This is a genomic window from Rhodococcus sp. K11/5 (assembly GCF_055193735.1).
In genome coordinates this window covers 44,199-66,945 of sequence record NZ_JBUXET010000001.1, presented here as the reverse complement: position 1 = coordinate 66,945, position 22,747 = coordinate 44,199, and the positions used below count along the sequence as shown (strand labels likewise).

24 protein-coding genes are annotated in these 22,747 nt (G+C 67.3%); 22 read left to right on the top strand and 2 right to left on the bottom strand.

Features of this window, described 5'->3' with window-relative positions:
• The first annotated feature begins 31 nt into the window (after positions 1–31).
• From ACY466_RS20645 to ACY466_RS20565, 17 genes are all read left to right on the top strand, one after another.
• A complete protein-coding gene (locus ACY466_RS20645) occupies positions 32–1,696 on the top strand; it encodes a peptidoglycan DD-metalloendopeptidase family protein (RefSeq protein ID WP_463252429.1) in 1,665 nt (554 codons plus the stop codon).
• Positions 1,693–2,295 carry a hypothetical protein gene (locus ACY466_RS20640; protein ID WP_463252428.1) on the top strand — a complete coding sequence of 201 codons (603 nt, stop codon included), beginning with the start codon at positions 1,693–1,695 and terminating at the stop codon, positions 2,293–2,295. The genes ACY466_RS20645 and ACY466_RS20640 overlap by 4 nt, the downstream gene beginning before the upstream one ends.
• Complete coding sequence (locus ACY466_RS20635; RefSeq protein ID WP_463252427.1) at positions 2,292–2,954, top strand: DUF6668 family protein; 663 nt, start codon at positions 2,292–2,294, stop codon at positions 2,952–2,954. The genes ACY466_RS20640 and ACY466_RS20635 overlap by 4 nt, the downstream gene beginning before the upstream one ends.
• A gap of 21 nt (positions 2,955–2,975) precedes the next feature.
• The gene (locus tag ACY466_RS20630) at positions 2,976–3,152 is read left to right on the top strand and encodes a hypothetical protein (RefSeq protein WP_463252426.1); all 177 of its coding nucleotides are present in this window, start codon (positions 2,976–2,978) and stop codon (positions 3,150–3,152) included.
• A gap of 103 nt (positions 3,153–3,255) precedes the next feature.
• Positions 3,256–3,543 carry a hypothetical protein gene (locus ACY466_RS20625; RefSeq protein WP_463252425.1) on the top strand — a complete coding sequence of 96 codons (288 nt, stop codon included), beginning with the start codon at positions 3,256–3,258 and terminating at the stop codon, positions 3,541–3,543.
• Positions 3,540–3,833 (top strand): hypothetical protein, encoded by a 294-nt coding sequence (locus ACY466_RS20620; protein WP_463252424.1) that lies wholly within the window; start codon positions 3,540–3,542, stop codon positions 3,831–3,833. Before ACY466_RS20625 ends, ACY466_RS20620 begins: the two co-directional genes overlap by 4 nt.
• A 20-nt stretch (positions 3,834–3,853) precedes the next feature.
• Complete coding sequence (locus ACY466_RS20615) at positions 3,854–4,492, top strand: hypothetical protein (RefSeq protein ID WP_463252423.1); 639 nt, start codon at positions 3,854–3,856, stop codon at positions 4,490–4,492.
• 49 nt (positions 4,493–4,541) lie between these two features.
• Positions 4,542–5,396 carry a hypothetical protein gene (locus tag ACY466_RS20610; RefSeq protein WP_463252422.1) on the top strand — a complete coding sequence of 285 codons (855 nt, stop codon included), beginning with the start codon at positions 4,542–4,544 and terminating at the stop codon, positions 5,394–5,396.
• On the top strand, positions 5,393–6,862 hold the full coding sequence (locus tag ACY466_RS20605) for a hypothetical protein (RefSeq protein WP_463252421.1): 1,470 nt from the start codon (positions 5,393–5,395) through the stop codon (positions 6,860–6,862). Before ACY466_RS20610 ends, ACY466_RS20605 begins: the two co-directional genes overlap by 4 nt.
• An 88-nt stretch (positions 6,863–6,950) precedes the next feature.
• Complete coding sequence (locus tag ACY466_RS20600; protein ID WP_463252420.1) at positions 6,951–8,450, top strand: SCO6880 family protein; 1,500 nt, start codon at positions 6,951–6,953, stop codon at positions 8,448–8,450.
• Between the two features lie 65 nt (positions 8,451–8,515).
• The gene (locus tag ACY466_RS20595) at positions 8,516–10,261 is read left to right on the top strand and encodes a hypothetical protein (RefSeq protein ID WP_463252419.1); all 1,746 of its coding nucleotides are present in this window, start codon (positions 8,516–8,518) and stop codon (positions 10,259–10,261) included.
• On the top strand, positions 10,258–10,563 hold the full coding sequence (locus tag ACY466_RS20590; protein ID WP_463252418.1) for a transposase: 306 nt from the start codon (positions 10,258–10,260) through the stop codon (positions 10,561–10,563). The genes ACY466_RS20595 and ACY466_RS20590 overlap by 4 nt, the downstream gene beginning before the upstream one ends.
• On the top strand, positions 10,560–12,560 hold the full coding sequence (locus ACY466_RS20585) for a type IV secretory system conjugative DNA transfer family protein (RefSeq protein WP_463252417.1): 2,001 nt from the start codon (positions 10,560–10,562) through the stop codon (positions 12,558–12,560). The genes ACY466_RS20590 and ACY466_RS20585 overlap by 4 nt, the downstream gene beginning before the upstream one ends.
• Entirely contained in the window at positions 12,557–13,069 is a 513-nt protein-coding gene (locus ACY466_RS20580) for a DUF4913 domain-containing protein (RefSeq protein ID WP_463252416.1), read from the top strand. The genes ACY466_RS20585 and ACY466_RS20580 overlap by 4 nt, the downstream gene beginning before the upstream one ends.
• A gap of 54 nt (positions 13,070–13,123) precedes the next feature.
• Complete coding sequence (locus ACY466_RS20575; RefSeq protein WP_463252415.1) at positions 13,124–13,876, top strand: hypothetical protein; 753 nt, start codon at positions 13,124–13,126, stop codon at positions 13,874–13,876.
• 379 nt (positions 13,877–14,255) lie between these two features.
• The gene (locus ACY466_RS20570; RefSeq protein WP_463252414.1) at positions 14,256–14,615 is read left to right on the top strand and encodes a histone-like nucleoid-structuring protein Lsr2; all 360 of its coding nucleotides are present in this window, start codon (positions 14,256–14,258) and stop codon (positions 14,613–14,615) included.
• Between the two features lie 188 nt (positions 14,616–14,803).
• On the top strand, positions 14,804–15,322 hold the full coding sequence (locus ACY466_RS20565) for a hypothetical protein (protein ID WP_463252413.1): 519 nt from the start codon (positions 14,804–14,806) through the stop codon (positions 15,320–15,322).
• A gap of 45 nt (positions 15,323–15,367) precedes the next feature.
• Here ACY466_RS20565 and ACY466_RS20560 read toward each other — a convergent pair whose 3' ends face one another.
• Together ACY466_RS20560 and ACY466_RS20555 are read right to left on the bottom strand one after the other, a co-directional pair.
• Positions 15,368–16,153, bottom strand: a complete 786-nt coding sequence (locus ACY466_RS20560; RefSeq protein WP_463252412.1) for an ANTAR domain-containing protein — start codon at positions 16,151–16,153, stop codon at positions 15,368–15,370.
• Between the two features lie 144 nt (positions 16,154–16,297).
• Entirely contained in the window at positions 16,298–17,308 is a 1,011-nt protein-coding gene (locus ACY466_RS20555) for an AraC family transcriptional regulator (protein WP_222647628.1), read from the bottom strand.
• Between the two features lie 141 nt (positions 17,309–17,449).
• On the opposite strand from ACY466_RS20555, the gene ACY466_RS20550 reads away from it, so the two are divergent.
• The 5 genes from ACY466_RS20550 (at position 17,450) to ACY466_RS20530 (ending at position 22,595) form a co-directional block, all read left to right on the top strand.
• Positions 17,450–17,770, top strand: a complete 321-nt coding sequence (locus ACY466_RS20550; protein WP_222647627.1) for a 2Fe-2S iron-sulfur cluster-binding protein — start codon at positions 17,450–17,452, stop codon at positions 17,768–17,770.
• 26 nt (positions 17,771–17,796) lie between these two features.
• The gene (locus ACY466_RS20545) at positions 17,797–19,185 is read left to right on the top strand and encodes a cytochrome P450 (RefSeq protein WP_463252478.1); all 1,389 of its coding nucleotides are present in this window, start codon (positions 17,797–17,799) and stop codon (positions 19,183–19,185) included.
• Positions 19,182–20,387, top strand: a complete 1,206-nt coding sequence (locus ACY466_RS20540; RefSeq protein WP_463252411.1) for an NAD(P)/FAD-dependent oxidoreductase — start codon at positions 19,182–19,184, stop codon at positions 20,385–20,387. The genes ACY466_RS20545 and ACY466_RS20540 overlap by 4 nt, the downstream gene beginning before the upstream one ends.
• Before the next feature lie 332 nt (positions 20,388–20,719).
• Positions 20,720–21,481, top strand: coding sequence for a transglutaminase-like domain-containing protein (locus tag ACY466_RS20535; RefSeq protein WP_463252410.1), 762 nt, complete (start codon positions 20,720–20,722; stop codon positions 21,479–21,481).
• Between the two features lies 1 nt (position 21,482).
• Positions 21,483–22,595, top strand: coding sequence for a BtrH N-terminal domain-containing protein (locus tag ACY466_RS20530; protein WP_222647624.1), 1,113 nt, complete (start codon positions 21,483–21,485; stop codon positions 22,593–22,595).
• Positions 22,596–22,747 lie beyond the last annotated feature (152 nt).

Here is a 22,747-nt window from a genome sequence, read left to right as displayed (position 1 = left end):
CCACCGCCACCGCCGGAAAGGAGTCCCCATCGTGTCGACATCGACCGGCACCAAGAGTGGTGCCGCAGCGGCGGCCGCCGCCGCCCTGGCGGTGCTCCTGGTGGTGGTCGCGGTGGTGGTGCTCTTCGCCCGTCCCGACGACATGTGCGCTCTCCCCGGCGCAGGGGCGCCCGGCGCACCGGTCCCGGCGGGAACGCACGTCAAACCCACCGATCCCGGCGCGACGACACTGACCTCCGGATTCGGCCCCCGTTGGGGAACCAACCACAACGGCGTCGACTTTGCCGGCTCGATCGGCACCCCGATCTACGCGTTCACCGACGGCACTGTCCGAGAAGCGGGACCGGCGAGCGGATTCGGGAACTGGATCATCCTCGACCACCAGATCGACGGGAAGGCCTACTCCACCGTTTACGGCCACATGCGCGGCGACGGGGTCCTCGTCTCGGCCGGCCAACAGGTCACCGCCGGGCAGGAAATCGGGCGCATCGGCAACGCCGGCGAGTCCACCGGGCCGCACCTGCACTTCGAGGTGTGGGACGGCGGACGCCTGCCCGACGGCGCCGGAACTGCACTCGACCCGGCGTCCTGGGTGGATGCCGCAGTCGCTCCCGGCAGCGCGCCGCCGCCTGCCGCTCCCGGCGCAGCCGGAACCGGCAGCGGCACAGGTGGGCTGGGCGACAAGCAGCTCGCCCTCGCCGAACAGACCGTCGCCATCGGGGAATCAATGGGCATTCCGGAACGGGGCATCGTCGTCGCCCTCGCCACCGCGTCACGGGAATCGACGTTCCAGCTCTACGCCAGCTCGAACGTCCCCGACTCCCTGAACTACCCACACGACGCCGTCGGATCAGATCACCTGTCGGTCAACCAATTTCAGCAGCAGGTGACGATCTGGGGCGACACCGCCACGTTGATGAACCCCGCCACAGCGAACCGCCTGTTCTACGAGCACCTGCTCGCCGTCCCCGGCTGGGAGTCGATGCCCGTCACCGTCGCCGCTCAGACCGTGCAGGGCTCGGACCTTCCCGAGGCGTACGCCGAACACGAACCGCTCGCCCGCACCCTCTACGACCGGTTCAAGGGCGCAGGCAAAGACCTGTCCGCCGCCGACCGAGCCGCCCTGGCCGGGGCCGCAACGGCGGCCACCGTCGGCAGCGGCGCCGTGGATACGGAGTGCGCAGATGCGGCGCCGAACCCGAACGGCCCGACCTTCACCCCCGGCGGCCCGTTCGGGGCGAACGTCATCGCGGCCGCGATGCGCTGGCTCGGCACCCCCTACGCCTGGGGCGGCGGCAACACCAATGGTCCGACGAACGGGATCAGCGACGGCGGCGGGGCCGGCGACGCGAACGGCGATACCGGCAAGGTCGGGTTCGACTGCTCCGGCCTGACCCTCTACGCAGTGTTCCAGGCGTCCGGCGGCGCGATCAGCCTCCCGCACTTCACCGGCGACACTTCCAACCCGGGCCAGCTCCACGACCCACGCGGACAGGAGATCCCACTGGAGCAGAAGCAACCCGGCGACCTCATCTACTTCGGGTCCGGCGGCAACACCCACCACGTCGGCATCTACTACGGCGTCCAGGACGGCACCGAAATGTTGCTCAACGCACCGCAATCCGGCGACGTGGTCTCGATCATGCCGCTCTCCGGTTGGGCCGGAGAAGAAATGTACGTCAGGAGATTCGGATGACCAACACGACCACCACCACTCGCCGAGCCGCGTTCACGGTGATCGCCGTGGCCACGGCCGCCGTGTTCGCAGGATGTGGAACAACCACCGAGGAGAGCGTGCCCGACGGCGGCACGCCGCCGACGTCGACAAGTGCCCCTGCCAGGGCGGTGTGCACCGACCGCATCGACCCGAACACCGGCACCGACACCTGCGACGTCGACGCTGTCCTCGCGGGCGCCGCCGACGCCCTGTACTCGTACCGCCCCGCCGAGCAGACCCAGAAGGGAGTGGACATCGACTCCGCGGCGACGCTGCTCAATCCCGCATGGGTGCGAGAGCTCGGGGTGTCCTACTCCGCGCTCGCCCCGGTCACCGGCGCCGACTGGGACCGATGGGCCGCAACGGGCCTGGCCGTGGACGCCGAGGCGAACGTGACACCGGACGACCACCCCGCCGACACTATCGCCCTGGCCCGCCGCGTCGTCGCAGTGCATCAGAGCGTCGTCGACTCGGGCGGCGCCGAGGTCGACGAGCTGACCCCGATCGCGCTGTACATGACCGCCACCCGAGCGAACGCACTCGCCGGATGGTCCGTCTCCGGGATCACCGTCCGATGAGCGCCCCGGCGACCCGACCCGACCTCGAGACCGTTGCCACGCGTCGGCCCACGCCCGGCGTCATGGCGCCGCCCCTGCATCGTCAGGCGCCGGTATGGCAGGAACGCATCGAGCGCACCGATCTCTGCGCTGCGGAGCCGCTGGTGTGGTTGCTCGGCGCTCACGGCGGGGCCGCGGTCTCCACCCTCACGGCCTCCCTGGCGTGGGCCGGCGACAGCGGCCGCGCGTGGCCGTCCGGTGGACACGGTGACTCGCCGCTCGTCGCCGTGGTCGCCCGCACCCACGCCGCAGGTCTGCGCGCCGCCCACGACCGGGCGATGGCCCACCTCGCCGCGCTGACACCCGATCCGGTGCAGTTGCTCGGACTGATCCTCGTCGCCGACACCGACCGACGACCCAGCCAGCAACTTCGCCGCGAGATCACCCGCGTCTGTTCGGTGTTCGACCATGTCTGGCACATCGGGTGGGTCGAGCCGTGGCGGCACATGTGCCCCGACGAGCTTCCCGAATGGGGACCGCGCGCTCAGGTACCCACCGACAAGCGCGCCGCCGCCGACACCCGCACCGTCCCCGTCGAACCGGTCCGCGCTCTGCACGACGACCTCCTCAGCGCCGCAGTCGCCGCACTGCGCACCTCGCCCGAACCGGGGCAGCGATGACGGTGACCGTGGTGCTCTCCGGTGGCCACAGCGACGGTGACGCTCGCCTGGTCGGTCGTCGGTGTGCGACTGGCGATGGCCGACTGCGGCGATCCTCGGCCGAATCGCCCAGTACCGCTCCTCGTGCTGGCGAGTCTGCTCCTCGCCGCGGTCGGTATCGCTCACGGCGTTCCGCACCTTCCCCCCGGCATCTCGTGAGAGGCACCAGCGGTGGCCGCTCCCCGCCCGGTCGACCACCACCTCCCCCGACCACCACTCACTGATCTCGATTCCCCGCACCTCCACTTGAAAGGAACCAATCATGTTGCTGCACACACTCGCCGCCACGACCGACTATCTCGCGCAGGTCGGACCCAACGGCGTCGACGCCCCGCCCGGCGCCGAGAAGTACCAGCTCCTGATGAACATCGGCCTGTGGGCCGCCACCGGCATCCTCGCCCTGGTCGGCGTGTTCGCCGGGGTGAAGTTCGCCATGGGCCACGCCGACGGCACCAACACTCGCGGCCAGCAGATGGGTCTGGCGGCAGTCGGTATCGGCGCGGTGTTCGCCGGCACCGCGACCGGCCTGGTCAACACCCTGATGACGTGAGCGCCCGAGACATGGCCGTGGCGACCAAGATCCGCGCGGAGATCCCCACCGACTCCTCACCGAAGACACCACCGGCGGAGGTGACCGCCGGCCTCGAACAAGTCGGTGCCTGGTTCTACTGGGGTGTCATCGCAACTCTGGCGATGCTCGGTGTCGCCGCCGGAATCTACCTGGCGACGGCGTACCACCGTGGCGGACAGCTCGGCGAGGGCGAGAAGCGCGCGGGAATAGTCGCCGTCGCGGCGGTCCTGGTCGCCGGATCCGGCGGCTGGGCGGGGATCCTCCTGTGACCGGGCCATTTCGGCGTCGGATGACCACGTCAGCCGCCGCGGCGCTGATGATCGTGGCCACCGTCGTGGGATGCTCCGACGACCCAGCGGCGATGGGCGATGCACCCGCCGCCGTGGACGTCGCCGCACCGCCCGCCGAGGTGACCTGGCGGCCGTATCAGGGCATCGAGGTGCCGTACAGCGACGTCGATGGGCCGGCCGCGGACACCTCGTCGGCCGCACCGACCGGGTACTCCGCCACCCCACAGGGTGCGGTGCTCGCCGCGATCCAGGGACAGGCCCGGCTGGCGTTGGCACCGGATACCGCCTGGGCCAAAGTCACCCGGACACTCGTCGCACCCGGTGACGGACGCGACGCGTACGCGATCGCCCGATCGGCCGCCTCGATCACCGACGCGGCCGACACCGCCACCACCGCCGCGTTCACCGGGTTCCGGGTCTCGTCCTACGACGAGTCCCGCGCCGTGGTCGACGTCGCGACGACCATGCCCGGCGGCCAACTGACCGCGGTGCCGGTGACCGTCCTCCGGTCCACCGGCGACTGGAAGATCGCCCTCCCCGCCCCGACCGGCGCCGAGGACGATCCCGCCGCACCGGCGGCGACGGACCCGATTCCGCTGCCGTCGATGGACGGGTTCACCGCGTTCTCCGCCCCCTGACCAGGCGTCATCACCCCGGTCATCGCCCGATACCGATCAGGAGCCTCCCGTGCAGGAATCACCCACACCACCGCTCGAACCGAACTGGATCGACGAGCACCCCAAAGCCCGCTGGCTGGCGACCTCACGCACCACCGGCGCGGCCGCGGTCGGGTTCATCGTCCTGGTGGTCGTGCTCGTCGCCGTCGTTCTGGTCCGCAGCGGAGATTCCGGCGAAACCGCTCCTTCCGCGGCGCCGACCGCCGCCGCCCCGTCCTCGGCGCCGGTCACCCCCGGCGCCGAGGGCGGGTTCGGCCCGTCCCTCGCCGACCCCTTCGGCCGCGAGATCGCCGTCCCGGTCAACGAACAGGGTCAGGTACTGCCGCAGACCGATCCCGGCGACCGACCGGCCTTTGTGAAGGACGTCCCGGTTCCCGCCCCGTCCGGGATGATGTGGCAGCGCATCGGTGCCACCGTCGCCCCGTTCTCCACGTCCGACGGGCCGACCCGCATCGACGGCCGCCTCGCCTACGGTTTCACCCGCACCCCGCAGGGTGCGGCCCTGGCCGGGTGGCAGATTGCAGCCCGCACCCTCCGAAGCGGCGCCGACGTTCGTCAGGTGTACGACCGCCAGGTCGTTGCAGATCCCGGCGTTGCGGAGTCGAAGCTCGCGCAGTTGGCGGCCGCAGGTCAGTCGGACTTCCAGCTCGGACGCGCGTGGGTGTTCCCGCAAGCGTTCAAGGTCACAGCCTTCAGCGACTCGTTCGCCGTAGTGCAGTACGCAACACCGATCCCCGGAACCGGCCAATGGGACGCCCAGCAATCGTCGCTCACCTGGACCGCTGATGGCTGGAAGGTGCGACTCAGTGCAGTCGAGGTCCAGCTCGGTCGCATCTCGACGCTGAACGGGTGGACCCGGTGGTGACCGCCGCACGCCGCGCACTGATCGGATTGATGCTCGCGCTGTCGATTCTTCTCCTGTCACACGGGTTCGCGAATGCTCAGCCGGAGAACGCTACCGGTAAATCCGACGGTGGGTTGTTCGGGATGTGCGACTCACTCCCCGACGCGGTTGCAGGTATCGACCTCGCACCGGGAATCAGCGTCGGGAACACCTGCACGGCGGCAACCGCGGTCGCCGATCCGTCGGGTGCCGCAGGGGCAGCGGTGGATTGGGCGGCGTCCGGAGCTGTGGGTGAGGCCGCCGAAGCGTTCCTCGAGGGATTCGGGCAGGCGGTGAATCTGATGTTCACCTGGTGGCTGAACATCCCGTTGCCGGATCTGGCGAACCCGGAGTCGGTGGGTGTGTTCCACAGCTACTTCTACTGGATCAACGCTTCCCTGGTCGCGGTGTCCATCGCTGTCGCCGCGGTGCGCCTGGCGGCCGCGAACGCCTCCGCTCGCGCCGAGCGGGCCACCGATACCGCGAAGATCCTGGTGCGGACGGTGTTCGCGACGGCGACGTTCGCCCCGCTGCTGATCGTCACGCACGCCGGGTCGGTGAAGTTCGGCAAATGGATCGTCGAGGACGCCGCCGGCGGGAACGTCGCCGACGTCCTGGGAACGATGTTCGACCTGTCGCAGGTGTCGTCATTGCTGTCCGCGGGACTGGTGATGGTGTTCGCGCTCCTGGGCATCGTCGGTGCGCTGGTCCAAGCGGTGTTCGTGGTCGTGCAGTACGCCATGTTGATCCTCGTGGTGGGGTTCCTGCCCACCGCCGCCGCCGGGTCCGGCACCCCGACCGGCGAGCAAGCATTCAAAAAAATGATCGGGTTCGTCCTCGCGACAGTCCTCTTCCCGATCCTCTCTGCCGGGGTCTACGCGCTGGCACTGTGGTCCGCCGGCGGCGACGACGCGATGAGCAAGCTCTGCGGGATGGCACTGCTGGCGCTGTCGTGCCTGTGCCTGCCGGTCCTGCTGCGGCTGATCGTGCCCGCCGTCGCCGCCTCCGGCGGCGCATCCGGCGCAGCGGCGCTGGCCGGCGCCGCGGTGGCCACCGGCGCGGTCGCCGGTATGGCGATGAAGGCCGGCAGCGCCGGGGCCGCGGCAGCAGCGAGCGGCCGATCCGGGGCAGGAGTCGTCGGTGGGCAGTCACCCGACCGAGCCACCGGGGCCATGACCAACCCACCCACCACGTCCGCGGGCCAGGGCGGCGGCGGCCGATCCGGAGCCGCAGCAAGCCCGGCGGCCGCCGCTGGTGCGACGTCCGGGGCGCAGTCGACGCCCGGTAAGTCCGGGGCCTCGTCGGGCGCGACCGCCGCCGGCGCTGCATCGGCAGCCAAGACCGGAGCCACAGCGGTGGCAGCGGTCATGAAGGGCGCCGAGAAAGCAACGGGCGCCGCCGCCGGAGACAGCAATCGAGACGGCCAGCGAGGCGGACGCACGCCATGACACCGACGTCCGAGCACACCACCCGCAGCGACGAGAGGACCCCCATGACCATCGAGACCGCCCGCACCGACGCCGTCGGAGGTGCGCGATGACCGCGCAGGACACCGAGCGGCCGGTACGCACCTACGCCGGGTTCGTCGACGAGCGCCGCACCTACGCGTTCGGACTGACCCCGTTCTCCTTCGCGGTCATCGCCGCGATCGTCCTGGTGACGCTGGCGCTGATGTTCATCACCGGGTCCGCCCTGGGGTCGTTGGGGTTCGGCGCCGTCCTGGCCCTGCTTTGGGTTCCTCTGGTGGTCAAAGGCCCCCAGGGCAAGACCGGCTACGAGATGCTGCTGCTGCGCCGGCAGTGGCGACGACAACGCCGCACCGGCCGCCACATCTACCGGGCCGGGCAGTTGTCGAATCAGGCGGGCGGTCGCTCCCGGTTACCCGGTATCGCCGCCGAGACCGAGCTGTGGTGGGCGCTCGACACCAACGGTCACCGCTTCGGGATGATGCGGATGCCCAGCACCCACCAGTACACGGTGCTGCTGCGGTGCCGCATCGGCGGCGCCGCCGGCAACGATCAGCACATCGTCGACGGGCTGGTCGGATCGTGGGCGAACTTCCTCGCGATGCTCGGTCAGGTCCCCAACATCGCCGCGGCCGCGGTGACCATCGAAACGCTCCCCGACACCGGCGAGCGGGCGCGGGCGAACGTCGACGCCATCACCCACCCGGATTCGCCCGCCACGGCACGTCAGATCCTGGCTGAGCGTGTCGCCGCGTCCGCGACCGGCTTCCGGGTGCACGGGCGGGTGGCGATCACCTTCGATGCCGCCACCCCCGCTCAGCGGAAGGACCCGATGGCCGCCGCCGAGATGATCGGTGCGCAGCTCCCGGTGCTCTACTCCCAGCTCGCGCACACCGACGTCACCGCCCTGCCCATGAGCGACAGTGAATACGCCGCCGTGGTGCGCCGGGCGTTCGACCCTGCCGCCGAGCCGGACATCGAGCGCGCCCTGACCCTCGGTGAGTACGTCTGCGACTGGGCCGACGCCGGCCCGATCACCGCAGAGGAGGACGTCGACAAGGTCACTTACCGGCACGACTCCGGTGTCTCGCGGGTGTGGACGATGACCTCACCACCATCCGGATTCCCCACCGAACGCGTCCTGGCCGGGCTGCTGTCCCCGAACTCGCAGGTTCCGCGCAAGCGGGTCACCGAGATCTTCCGCCCGTACTCCCCGGCCGACGCCGCCAAGACCGTCGAAGGTGACTTCAAATCCGCTGTCGCCGCAGTGAACACCGCCCGGGGGATCGGTTCCGCCACCGCGGACATCGCTCTGGAATCGACGAACACCGCTCGCGTCGCCGAAGCGCGCGGGCACGGACTGGTGTCGATGTCGATGGTCATCACCGCGACCGCCGAGTCCGTCGAGGACCTGACCGCCCTCGATCCGGAGATGCGGGGGTTGATCTCCGGCGCCCGAATCACCGCACGCCCGGCCTACATGTATCAGGCGGCCGCGTTCCTCGGTGGTCTCGGTATCGGGGTCCTGCTTCCCGACCACAGCACCATCCCCACATCGCTACGCGGCTGAACCCACATGCCGCTGCGCGGCTGACACCGACGTTTCTCATCGTCCACTCCTAGGAGGTACCTTCCATGCTCCGCTCCCCGCTCGGCCCGGTGTCCCAGGTCCGCTCGGTATCGTTGCGCCGCCGCATCTCCGACCTGACCGGTTCCGGTCAGCTCCGACCCGCGAAGCAGTCCCGCTCCGTTACAGACCCGATGAAAGCCGCCGCCACCCGCCGCCGCATCGAAGCCGCAGCGGCCGCTAAGGCCGAGGCGGAGGAAGTCAAACGAGCTGTCCGCGAACGGGACCCGTCCCGCACCGACCGCAAGACCAGCGGGTGGCGTAAGGCGCTGCCGCTGCGCACCCGCGGGTTCGACGGCCGCGGCGGTGGCCGGATGTCCGTGGTGGACCGCCCCGCCAGCTTCCGGGCCACCACCGATCAGGCGTGCGGACCGTGGCCGTTCTACGTCGGCACCGGCCACCCCCAGTCCGGAACACCCCTCGGTGTGGACCCCGACAGCGGGCAAGCCGTCTGCTACGACCCTGTCTCCGCGGTGTATCGCTCACCGCGCCAACAGAACACACCGTCCCTGTTCATCCTCGGACTACCGTCCCTCGGCAAGTCAACCGTCGCCCGGATCATGGTGGCCGGCGCGATCGCGCAGGGACAGATCCCGATCATTCCCGCGGACCTCAAACCCGACGAAGCCGCGCTGGTCGAGTACTACGGCGGCCTGGTGATCCGCCTCGGCCACGGCGAGGGATACCTCAACCCGCTCGCTGTCGGCGCACTCGGCTCGATCCTCCCACTGCTCGACGATTTTCCTGACGTGCAGCGCAAGGTCGCCGCCCAGGTGTTGCAGCGCCGCCGTCGCTTGGTGTCGGGGCTGTGCGAGCTCGAACGTGGTGGCCCGCTCACCCAGTCCGAGTCGAACGTCCTCGCCGTGGCGTTGCGCGTCCTCGACGCCGATCCCCGGTTCACCCCCGAGCATCCGCCACTGCTGTCGGATCTGTTCACCCTCATCGAGAAGGGCTCACCGGAACTGGCCCGCAAGACCATCAGCGTCGACGACCCCGATAAGTACGCCGCCAAGGTCGAGGGGTTGCTCGAGACGTTGATCGGTCTCCTCGACGGCGAGCTCGGCGAAGTGTTCTCCCGCCAGACCACCACGGCTCTCGACCTCGCCGGGGAGCGGCCGCCGGTCGCGGTGTGCGTCGACGTCTCCTCCATCGGCACCGAGGACCCGACCCTGGAAGCGGCGATCATGCTCGCCTGCTGGTCGGACGCGTTCGGCGCCGTCGAAGCCGCCCACGTCCTCGCCGACGTCGGCCTGCGGGAGAAACGCACGTTCCTGGTGGTGCTCGACGAACTGTGGCGAGTTCTGGCCGGAGGCTCGCAGATGGTGCTGCGCGTCGATCAGCTCACCCGCCTGACCCGCACGATGGGAACGGCGCTGCTGATGATCACCCACACCGTCGCGGACCTGGAAACCCTCGCCACCGCCGTCGACATCAGCCGCGCCAAGGGCTTCATCGAACGCGCCGGGGCCGTCATCGTGGGCGGACTGCCGACGCAGGAGATGGACAAGCTCGACGGCATCATCCCGTTCACGCAACAGGACCGGGATCTCGTGTCGTCGTGGTCCACCCCGGCCGGCATCGACGACGCCGGCCACGAACTGCCTCCACCCGGCCGGGGGAAGTTCCTGCTGCGCATCGGCACCGCCCGCCGACCCGGGGTGGTGCTGCAAACCGTCATCACCGCCACCGAAGCCGCCGCCGGGTACCACGACACGAACGCCCGCTTCGCCCACGTCGGCGGCGGCGGGCGATGAGAGGCAAGCCGTATCCGGCGGAGATCCGCGACCGGGCGGTGCAGATGGTGACAGACCGACTTCCCACGGCCCGCTCGACGTGGGCGGCCATCGAAGCGGTCGCCGCGCACCTGTCCCTGCACCCCAACACCGTCCGGTGGTGGTACCGGCAAGCCCAAGGCGTCACCGACGAGCGGCCCCTGATGCCGAGTGAACAGAACGGCGAGATCACCCGCCTGCGTGCGGAACTCGTCGAAGCGCAACGCCTCGTCGCCGACCTCGTCGGCTCCACCCACGGGAAAGAAGGAGGAGTCATCGCATGAGCACAGAGAGAGGCGCGAGGAACCCGAATGCCGGTGTCGACCCGATGCTGGCCATGACCGGCGGCGCGATCGTCACCGCCGCCCTCGCCTACGGCGGCGCAGAAGCCGCCTTGCACCTGGGCGGCCCGCTGTCCGGAATCGACCAGGACGTTCCCGGGTCACCGTTCGCGCTAATGACAGCGCTGGCGAATGGGTCGCTGGTGTGGCCGACGGGGGCGACGATCATCGCCGCCGCGGTCGGGATCACCGGTCTGCTGGTGGTCGTTGCCGGCGCGGTGTGGGCGATGACGCGGCGGCGGCGGGTGACCCGCGTCGACGACGCCGGCCGGTTCCTCGGCCGCCCCCGGGAGGTGGCGCGGCTGGGGGAGAAGGCCCTACGGGCGGAGATCGCCCGGCTGGGTGACCCCGTCGCCGCCGATCAGCCCGTGGCGGCCCCGCTGGGTCGGGTGGTGCTGGGTCCGAACAAGTTCGGGATCACCCTGTACGCCGGGCCGGAGGACGTCGCCACCCACATCTGGGGACCGCGGATGGGCAAGACGAGCTGCGTGATCATCCCTCAGCTCCTCGCCGCCCGCGGCGCCGTGCTGACCACCTCCAACAAGCGCGATGTCGTCGACACCACCCGCGCGTACCGGGCCGAGAAGGGCCCGGTGTGGGTGTTCGACCCGCAAGGAGTGGCGCAGGAGCTGCCGCGGTGGTTCTACGACCCGCTGACCTGGGTGCGCTCCGCGCGGCCGTCGACCACGCAGGGCATCACCGACACCGACGAATCCGACAGTCGCCGTGCGGAGCTGGCGGAACTGCTGGGCGAGGATGTGGTCGCCACGATGGGTCGGTCGGCGCAGGAGACGAAAGCGGCGACCCTCGCCGGCATCTTCGCGTCGTCGTTGACGGGGGAGAACACGAAGCGCGAGCCGTTCTTCGACCCCATGGGGCAGCGGCTCGTGACCGGGTTCCTCCTCGCCGCCGCGCTGGAGGGTCTGCCGTTGCCGATCGTCTACACCTGGGCGACGACGCCGGAGAACCAGGAACCGGTGCGTCTGCTCCGGGCTCACGGGTTCTCCCGGTGGGCGGAGTCGATGATCGCCCAGTACAACGCCCCCGACAAGCAACGCGGGGGAGTGTTCGCCACCGCCGCGAACATGCTCGGCGCCCTCGCCTACGCCGAGATCCACCCGTGGATCAGCAGGATGGGGGAGCGCGACACCCGCCCGGAGTTCGACCCCGCGGCGTTCGCCGCCGAGGACGCACCGACCTTGTTCTGCTTGTCGATGGAGGACGCCGCCAACGAGTGCGGCGCCCTGGTCACCGCGCTGACCGTCGCCGTGACCGACGCCCTGGTGGACCGGGCCACCGCCACCCCAGCGGAACGGCACATACCCGCCGGGCGGCTCCGGGTGCCGGCGACCTATGCGCTCGACGAGGCGGCGAACGTGGTGCGGTGGCGGCAGCTGCCGAACCTGTACAGCCACTTCGGCTCCCGCGGCATCACCGTCACCACCATCCTGCAGTCCTGGTCCCAAGGGGAGGAGTGCTTCGGCCAGGGCGGGATGAAGAAACTGTGGGGCGCCTCGACGATCCGCGTGTACGGCGGCGGCGGATCCACCGACGACGGCCGGTTCCTCGAGAACACCTCCGCCGCCCTCGGCGATCACTGGGAGATGAGCCAGACCGTCTCCACCAACTCCTCCGGGCGATCGAGCTCGCAGCAACGGCAGAAGATCCGCACCCTCCCCGCCGACGCCCTCGAAGCGATCCCCGCGGGGCGAGCGATTTTGCGCGCCGCGAAATGCCCACCGGCGCTGATCGAGACGATGCCCTGGTACACCGGGCCGTTCGCCGGCGCCGTCGCCGACGCCCTGGTCCGCGCCGGCCAGGACCCCGCCGTGTATCCCAGCGCCGACGACCCCGATCCGGCGGACGCCACGTCGCTCCTCCCACCGCCGACGAAGCACTCGGTCGCAGTTCCCCGGCCGGGAACGGTGGTCAACTCGTGAGCGACGAGTTCGACCCGGACACCGACACGAACGGCTCCTGGCCGGGTGATGCAGCACCAGCCGACGACGATCGAGACGACCTGCAGGAGAGTCATTCTGGTGACGAGACGGGCACAGCGGGGGAGCAAGCCGACCCCGAGACTCGGGGCCCGTACTACCCGAACGCGTACCGCTTCTTCGCCGACTTCCTCGCCCCCGCGTACCGGCGCAAGACCATCGACCACCCGGCGCTGCGGTGGTGCCCGAGCTGGTTCCTGCACCCCGAAGCCCGCGCCCGCGTCGACGCACTGTGGCGGGCGTGGGAGTACCTGCGGCTGGATCCGGCCACCGGGATGAGTGTGTGGTGGAAGGACCACGCCGATCACCACATGTCGAGGATGCTGTCCCCGGACGGCACCTTCAAGGACTGCACTCCCGAGCATCGGCAGGTGCACCCGCTTCCGAGCATCGCCATTCCTGACGAGCTGCTGGCGCTCCACACTGCCGATTCACCTGTGTCCCCTGCCTGACGGCACCTTCACCTTCCAGAAAAACCCGTAAACCCCCTGAACCGAGGAGCACTCATGGCCGACGACGAACACGAACAGCTCTCCCGCCAGACTGGCATGGTCCTGCGCACCGCGGTCCAGGTCGCAATGCAGGTCGCTGAAGCCCTCGCCCGCCGCCGCGAGCAAACCCTGCGCACCGCGGCCGCCGCGTCGGAAGCACGATCACGAGCCCTGGCCGGGCGGCTGAACGCCGAACAACGCTCGGCAGAAGCGCTCCTGCGCAACACCATTAACCGGCAGTGGTGGGCCACCGCCGCCGATGCGCAGATCGTCGACGCCGTCCGAGTCGCGCACACCTGGAAGGACGCCTCCCCCGTCGCCGAACGGGCCGCTGTCAGCATCGAGGACCGGCTGCGCACCGACAAAGGCGTCGACCTCACCGCGCTACGCGACACCGTGAACACCGCAGTCGTCGCAGCTTGCGTGGAACGTGAGCTCGCGGACCGTGCCGAGCGCGACCACCAGGCCGATGAGAACGCCAACCGATCAATTCTCAATGACCCGGAATCGCGGACAACGCCGCCCGCACAACACCTCTCGTCGACCACACTCGGATGGGACACCACGCAACGCCGCGAACAGCACAGAGCCCAACTGACCATCGCAGGCCTCTACACCGAAGCGATCGATGCGCACATGGTCACTGACACTTCCAATGCCGCTGTGCTCTACAGCACCTCGATGCAAGCGCCCATCAAAGCGCCGTCGGCGACACCTGGAGACCGTAGTCAGAGCTACGACTTCACTACCGATCGCGGTGGACGTTAAGACGGGCCGGAGGTCAACACGTCGATCGTCCCGACCTGAGGAGGTATTCGCGGGTAGATCGAAGAGCGGCTCGCACCGAGCTAAGCCGAACGTGGGGCTTTGCCGTAAACACGAGAATGAATAACAATAACATCGACAGCGCCGTCCAGCACAGGGCGACTTGAACATCGACACCCAGGTGATGATCGTCCCAACGATCTCTGCGCCAGTGCGGCACGCTCTCGTTGCGCGGGCTACCACACCGGGCGCACCCTGCTCCCCGAGTGCCGAGTAGCTCAACGGTGAGAGGCGGCCTGACCGATGTCCGGACATTCGATGCAGCGACGTTGACCGGCTCGAACGGTCGTGCGCCGGTCGACGTCGTTTCGCAGAGGAGTTCGTGGTGGTTCGTAGGGTAGATGTGACAGTGCTCGATGATATCGACGGGAGTGTCGCACACGAGACCATTGTGTTCGGTTATGACGGGACGTGGTTCGAGATCGACCTATCCGAGGACAATGCAGCTCGGGTGCATGGCCTGCTCACCGAGTGGAGTGGGCGCGGACGACCGGCTGCGAAGCAGTCGAGCGGGCGGCGACGCACGGCCGCAGATCGCGCGAACTCGGCAGCGATACGCACCTGGGCACGCGGACAGGGGTTTGAAGTGTCCGACAGGGGGCGTCTAGCCGATCACGTCGTCGCCGCATACCAAACACGGACACATTCGCCGACGCGGGAAGTCTTGCTGACGTCAGACTGATCGTTGCGGGCAAAAAAACCGAACTGATCAACCGCTGGCTCGAAAATCAGCTAAGGTGTCAGGTGATTTGCGCCGCATCCACGATGAGGGCTGTCTCGGCTGTCGGGACGTGGGTAGGGCAGCGCCCGCCGATTCGATTGTGATTACGAGCACGGCATCCGATTAGGCGAAGCATTCGAATTATCGGTATGGTTCACCGCTCTCATCAGACTCCGCGTTCCTGCGATTTTCTCGACCTCGTGCACCCGTACGACGGCGTCGGCTCGGGGTCCGGTTCCGATGTCGGGCCGGGGCCGTTTCTGGTGTGGTTGATCGACGACCGGGACACCGTGATCATTCGATCGGCGGCATCGTTGGCGGCTGCCGTAGAGGTGGCGCGCGCCTACCGTGACGCGTGGGGCGGGCGCGTCCGGTACATCGAGCACCCGGACGGGGGAGTGGTCGCGCCCGACGAATGGGAACCGCTCCTGGCGACGCCGGATCCGCTGCCGTACGTCTATACCGTCGAGCTACGGACTCCGCGGTCCGCCGGGTGCGACGAGTTGGTCTCCGCGTTGTGGACGAGCACCGATCTCGACGAAGCGGTGCGGTGGCGGGCGATGTTGCCGGCAGTTCTTCGTGGACGCACGTTGATCGTCAGCAACGCACCCGACGGGCACTATCCACGCGCGGCGTCCGTCCCCGGTCAGGCGGACGTCCGTTCCTGACGACATCGGTACGGGCTCGAAGATCCGGTCGGCGCCGGGACGTCATCAGCCGGGAGGTTTCTGCGGGCGCGCGACGGACTCGATCAGGTCGTCGGCGAGGTCGCGGACCTTGCGGTTGACCGCTTGTGATCGTTCGACCAGCACCCGGAAGGCTTCGTCGGCGGTGACGCCGTGCACCGCCATCAGGATGCCCTTGGCCTGCTCGATCGGCCCGCGATGCTCGAGTGCGTCCCGCAGACCCTGCACCTCGGTGCGGAGGGTGTCGAACCGGTCGTAGTCACCAAGGACCTCCGCCAGCACCCGGGTCAACCCGACGGCGGTGTCGACGTCGGCGTCGGTGAATGCCGATGATGCTTCGCCGTAGAGATTGAGGGATCCGAACCTGACGCGTTCGGTGGCCAGCGGCACCGCGAGGAACGAGCGGATGTTCTCCTCGCGGGCGACGTCGGCGAATCGTGGCCACCGCTTCTCGGCCTCGCCGCGGTCGACCCGCACGACGTCCCCGGTGCGGGCCGCGTGCAGGCACGGGCCCGACCCGATCTCGTACTGATCGGCATCGACCCGCAGGGTCCGGGCATCACTGTGCACGGCGGTGAACACTCGGTTCGCCACCTGCACGGTGACGCCGCAACTGGCGGCGCCGTCGATGGCCTTCGACGACAACGCCACCAGCGACCGCAGAGCCCGGTCGAGCCCGGCGTCGGTGTCGACAGAGGTGCCGAGTGCGGTGCGCACATCGGCGTCCTGCTCCGGGTGTCCCCACCGAACGGGGGGCGGGTCGTTCGCCCGCACCGAGCCCTTTGTGGCGCGGTGCGCGTTGTGCGCGTCCATGTCCACCAGTATGGGCGACCCTGTCGACCACTTCCGGCCGAATGACACCATCGCGGAGCAGGGAGGTTGATGTCGGTGGGTCGATGCTCCATGACGGTCATGCGTGTCCGCACACTCGCCGGCCCACCGCTTCGAGTGAGGTGCTCAGTAGTGGTAGGGATTTCGGAATTCTCTGGGAGACCGTCCTGTCCACCGCTTGAAGGCGTGCGAGAAATTGGCCGCATCGCTGTACCCAAGTTCCGCAGCGACCTCACTCACGGACATCGTGCGATCGAGTAGGAGAAGTACTGCGCGTTCGTGCAGCATCGACTGCTGCAATCCCCGGTATGTGGTCCCTTCTGCCGCAAGATGCCGCTTGAGAGTGCTGGTGGAGATCGCCATCTGACGTGCTATCCAATGGTGGGATGGCTGGCCGGGGTCTTTCTGCAGAATCTGACGCACTCTCTCCGAGAATGACGCCGTTCCGGTGCGCTCTGCGAAGGTTCGTTGAAGATCGGCGATGGCGAGTCGGTACGAGAGAGGGTCCGAGAATCGGCAAGCCATTGTCAGGGTGTCTTCGGGGACTTCGACGAACGAGACCGGAGCGTCGAAGGACAGTCGTTCCGCTGAGACGGACGGGTGACCAGCCATCACGGTCGGCGCGGGCCAGCTCAAGTGCAGTTTCACCGAGGACATGTCCCCTGCCAACATGTCGAGCAGTCGCAGCAGCGCACACCCGCCGTAGGTCACCACAAGGCAGTCGAGTGCCGGGTCACCGGTGTTCGCGGTGAGCCCGACCGAGAGGCCGTTGCCACTGGAGTTGAACTGCGACCTCAGCGCCGTCGAGATCAACGGCAGATAGGTGAGCAGCTCGACGATCTCGGCCACCGAGCCGGCACTGATCAAGGGAGCGCTCAGCGGACCGAAGGACGTCAGCTGCGCCTCTTCGGCGAACGCGATGCCGAACACGATGGCCTGGTCGATATCGAGCTCGGGGTAGACCTCCCGGAACCAACGTATCGGGACTTGGATGTCGTGCCGGATCAGGGTGGCTTCATCGGTGCCCTCGCGACGCATGATGGCACGCAGGCGTGAGGCGGCATCCGAATCGAGCGCGCGTTGCTCGAGGAGCTGCACGAACGCAAGCGGCGGGATCCCCTCGTCTCCGAGACTCATCTGGACCCCCTGAGCTGAATTCACATGTTTTCGACTCCGCTCAACATAGCCCTATCGCTGATGGGCGACGAAACTTCGGGCAAGGGCTTGCGACCGGGCTCTCACCCGTGCATGTCGCATCCGTACACACGAGGAGTTGTCATGGCAGTTGTCAAATTTGTTTCCCACGACGGCACAGAGCACGAGGCGTCGCTGGTCACAGGGCAATCGTTAATGCAGACCGCGACCGAAAACGCGATCCCCGGAATCGACGGAGACTGTGGTGGGGAGACTGCGTGCGGCACCTGCCACGTCATCGTCGATCCGCGATGGTCTGCGATGGTCGGACTATCCGGCGCGGACGAGGAAGAGATGCTCGCGATGAATCCGGAACGTCAATCGACCTCTCGGCTCTCCTGCCAGATGGTGTGCTCGGAAGAATGGGACGGCCTGGTCGTTCGAACACCCGAGTTTCAGCTGTGACCACGATGAAGGTAGGTAGAACGGCGATGAAGGTTTCCGGGATGATCGGTGACAAGATTCAGTCGGCCATCCCTATGGATCTGCAGATCCGGGGCGCACACGCTTATGACAAGGCGCGGCGCCGGGTGACGGGAACAAACGGTACCAAGTTGTTCGTCGAGAGCCCCCTCCCACCTGTCGAAGAGGTCGAACTAGCCGCTATCGATCTGAGCAACCCCTTCCTGTATCGACAGGGGCGGTGGCAGTCGTATTTCGAGCGCATCCGCAACGAGGCGCCCGTGCATTATCAACCCAACAGCCCATTCGGCCCGTTCTGGTCCGTCACGCGCCACGCCGATATCGTGGCGGTCGACAAGAATCATGCGGCGTTCTCCGCCGAGCCATTCATCGTCATCGGTGTGCCACCGCGCTTTCTGGATATCGAGATGTTTATAGCGATGGACCCACCGCGTCATGACAGGCAGCGGGCGGCGGTTCAGGGTGTGGTCGCCCCGAAGAACCTGCGGGACATGGAGAGTCTGATCCGATCGCGCGTCAGGGAGGTGCTCGACGACCTCCCTCTCTACGAACCGTTCGACTGGGTTCAGAACGTGTCGATCGAGCTGACCGCCCGGATGCTCGCCACCCTGTTGGACTTCCCCTACGAGCAACGCCGCAAGCTCGTCGAATGGTCAGATCTTGCCACCTCGATGGAACAAGCCAACGGCGGCCCCTCGGACCTCGACGAGGTGTTTGACGGCATGCGGGAGATGGCACGCGGTCTCAGCGAGCTCTGGCACGACAAGGCGGCGAGGAGGTCGGAACAGGAGGAACCGGGCTTCGATCTGATCACCATGTTGCAGAGCAACGACGACACCAGAGATCTGATCAAGCGTCCGATGGAATTCATGGGCAACCTCGTGCTGCTGATCGTCGGTGGTAATGACACGACGCGAAACTCGATGAGCGGTGGAGTTCTCGCGCTGAATCAATTCCCGGAACAGTTCGAGAAGTTGAAGGCCAACCCCGATCTGATCCCCAATATGGTGTCCGAAATCATCAGGTGGCAGACACCGTTGGCTTACATGCGCCGAATCGCCAAGGTGGACACCGTGTTGAACGGGCAGTTCATCCGAAAAGGCGACAAGGTGGTGATGTGGTACGCCTCCGGTAACCGGGACGAGCGCGTGTTCGAACGACCCGACGATTTCGTTATCGATCGGCGCAACGCTCGCAACCACATCGCCTTCGGATTCGGGGTACATCGGTGCATGGGCAACCGGCTGGCTGAAATGCAGTTGCGGATTCTCTGGGAAGAGTTGCTTTCGCGATTTGAGAACATCGAGGTTGTCGGCGACCCGGAATACGTACAGTCCAACTTCGTGAGGGGTATCAGCAAGATGACGGTGCGTCTGACACCCAAGCCCGGCGCATGACACAGCGAGCCCTGGTCATCGGCGCCAGCCATGCCGGAGCACAACTCTGCGCGAGTCTGCGCCAAGAAGGCTGGAGCGGAGAGATCGTCCTCATCGGGGACGAAGCAGCGACTCCATATCAACGCCCACCGTTGTCGAAAGCGTACTTGGCCGGCAGATGTGGACTGGGTGAGATTTCGATCCGCAGTGCGGACTTCTACTCCAAGCAGTGTATCGAGCTCGTGAATGCTCGTGTGGAGGCGATCGACCGCCCCGCTGGCCACATCGTTCTCGGTTCCGGGGATGTCATGGCGTACGACAAGCTCGCGTTGTGCACGGGTGCCCGCCCTCGTCGGCTCCACGTCCCGGGTGCCGATCTCGGTGGCGTCCATTACCTACGAACCGCAGCAGACGTCGACAACATCCGCGCGGCCGCCACGCGCGGACGGCGGGTGGTGATCGTCGGCGGCGGGTACATAGGACTGGAGACTGCCGCCTCGCTGCGCGCGCTCGGCCTGCACGTCACCGTCCTCGAGGCGACCACTCGTGTCCTCGAGCGTGTCACTGCACCCGATGTGTCGTCTTTCTTCGAGCGGATCCACCGAGAGAAGGGTGTCGACATCCGGACCAACGCAAGGGTCGAAGGCCTTTCCGGCAACAGGACGGTAAGGGAAGTGACCTTGACCAGCGGTGACACGATCCCCGCTGACCTCGTCATCGTGGGCATCGGTGTCGAACCGAACACCGACCTCGCGGACGGCGCCGGCCTCCTCGTCGACAACGGCATCGTGATAGACGACCATGCACTGACCGACGACCCCGACATCACGGCAGCCGGGGACTGCGCGAGCCACCGCATGGCCCGTTATGGCCGGCGTATACGGATGGAGTCCGTGTCGAGCGCAGGGGAGCAGGCCAAGGTCGCCGCCTCGACCATTTGTGGGAACACCAGGAGTATCGAGGCGCTCCCGTGGTTCTGGTCCGATCAGTACGACGTCAAGCTGCAGATCGCCGGACTCAACACCGGATACGACGAGGTCGTACTCAGTGGCGACCCCACCCGAGACCGCGACTTCAGCTGCTACTACCTCAACTCCGGCGAACTGATCGCGGCCGACTGCATCAGACGCCCTCGCGACTTCATGTTCAGCAAGCGGATCATCGCGAACCACCTTCCCGTTGTGAAGGCCGACCTGGTCGTCGGTGGTTCCGCGCGCAGTTGAGAACACGACAGCGAATCCGGCAGAAGCTACGCATTGTTCGGGAAGGCACCTCAGATGACCACCGTCCAACGCCACCTCTCGGCGGACGTTCGCGAACACGACGGTTCCGCCAGTCCTCGCAACTTGCCCGGCCGGCCTCCCTCGACACGGCGCCGACGAGTACCTGCGACGGGGACCCGTACGTCGACATTCGTGAGCGGCGCCGCGGGGGCCGGGACGGACGAAGCGGGAACGGTCCGGACTCCGACGTCAATATGCTTCCCGCAGCTGTACCAGAGAGACAGGCTCCGTCGAGATATCACCTCGCCGGCACTCTCGTTCAGCAGGTCTGCATGAACGAGGCGTCGACATCGTACTTGGGGGCAACCAAGTTTCTCGACATCGACCACGAGTCCGTCCAGGCGTTCGCCGCCGCCGCAGTTGGGGAGGCGCGCACCGACCGGGACAAAGTGAAGCGGCTCTTCGCGGCCGTCCGCGACCAGATCTGGTACGACCCCTATGCCATCTCGGACGATCCGGCCCACTATCGCGCAAGCTTCGTCCTTGAGACGGGTCGCGCCTACTGCGTTCCGAAAGCAGTACTGCTGACCGCAGTGTGCCGCGCGGTAGGAATTCCGGCGTTGGTGGGCTTCGCCGACGTGCGAAATCATCTGCAGACCGACGCGTTGCGCACTTCAACGGGCACGGACCTGTACGTCTACCACGGTTATAGTCGCCTCTACATAGAGGGCAGGTGGCTCAAGGCCACGCCCGCGTTCAACAGCGAGTTGTGCGATCGATTCGGGGTCCCGGCAATGGAATTCGACGGCAGGCATGATGCCCTGCTGCACCCCTTCACCGCCGACGGTGCTCGACACATGGAGTATGTGCGCGAACGCGGCGTCTTCGATGACCTGCCTTTGAGCGCGGTTCTGACCGTGCTTCGGCACACCTACGGACCGCTGATCTTCACATGCGCTCGCGGCGTCTCTGATTCCGCCGCGGACCCGGGCGGCGGCCCCCAGCCCGACGTCCCGGCACCGTCGGTTACATCGGACGAACCGTGCCGGCGTCCACCATCTGCATCGACCGATGTCGACCCGAAGAGGAACTGACATGTCACACGGACTGATCGAAAACTACCCCCACCAGATCGGTGGACACTGTGGTTCTGGTGCCATGCGCGACCTCTTGCACTGGCACGGCTTGGGGTGGGGCAGACCACCCGCTGAAGGGCTGGTGTTCGCGCTCGGTGGAGATCTGGGATTGTCTTACCTGCGATCGGATGGCCTTGTTCCGCCTGTGTACCTGGTGGGCAGAGGTGCCGATTTCGAGATCGACCTGCCACGCAGGCTGGGAGGACAAGTCGAAGTTCTCACCACGGACGATCCTCGTCAGGGGTGGTCGTGGGTTCGAGACGAGATCGACGCAGGTAGACCCACCTTGGTGTGGGGTGACATCGCGGAACTGCCCTACCTGAAAGTTCAGCTACAGATGAGCCGGCACGACATCGTGGTGATCGGTTATGACGAATCCGAGGGAACGGTGACGGTCGTCGACAACGACCGAGCCGACGTGCAGGAGATCCCGTTCGAAGCCCTGGCGCGAGCACGCTCATCCACGTCTTTTCCACAACCGACTCGTCACTGCACCTTCCGCATCACCTGGCCGGACAGACTGCCTGACATCGCGACCGTTGCGGCCGAGGCTTTCGCTCAGTCCGCTGTCAGTATGCGCCACCCGACGAGACCGGGAATTGCGGATCTGGCAGAGGCCCAGGAGCAAGGATTGGTCGCGGTCGACCGATTGGTACAGGACGTGAGGGGCTGGGTTGATCTCCCGGTGTACGACCTCGAGATCCTGCTGTTCAGCCTCAGTATGTTCATTGAGAAAGCCGGTACCGGGGGCGGTCTGTTTCGCCGGCTACTAGCCGACGGATGCGAGGAGGTAGCACGCCTGACCGGAAACGAGGCGACCGCGAATCTCGCTGCCGCGGCCGGTCGGTGCGCTCAAGTATGGACCGAGACTGCCTGTGCATGCAGGGACCGTGGTGTCGACGCACAGGTCCGCGCTGCGAGGGTGGCCACAACGGTAAGCCAATTGCCCGCACTCGAATCCGCGCTCGTGGACGCCCTGGAGGCTGCCTCACGGTCACTAGTTGCCACGGACCACGCGGGAGGCTCGATGTGGACGGAGCAACACAGCGCGCGACGGACACCGAGCGAATGACAGACCGCTGGCGGGCACCACGATCAGGGGTCTCGTCCACCGAGACCTGTGAACCGATCGTCGCGAAGCTGTCACTTCCGTTAGAGGCCGTTGTCGCGACTGCGTCGCTGCGGGCACCTGTGAGTCGTCGACCGGTTACTGCGTGAAGCGCG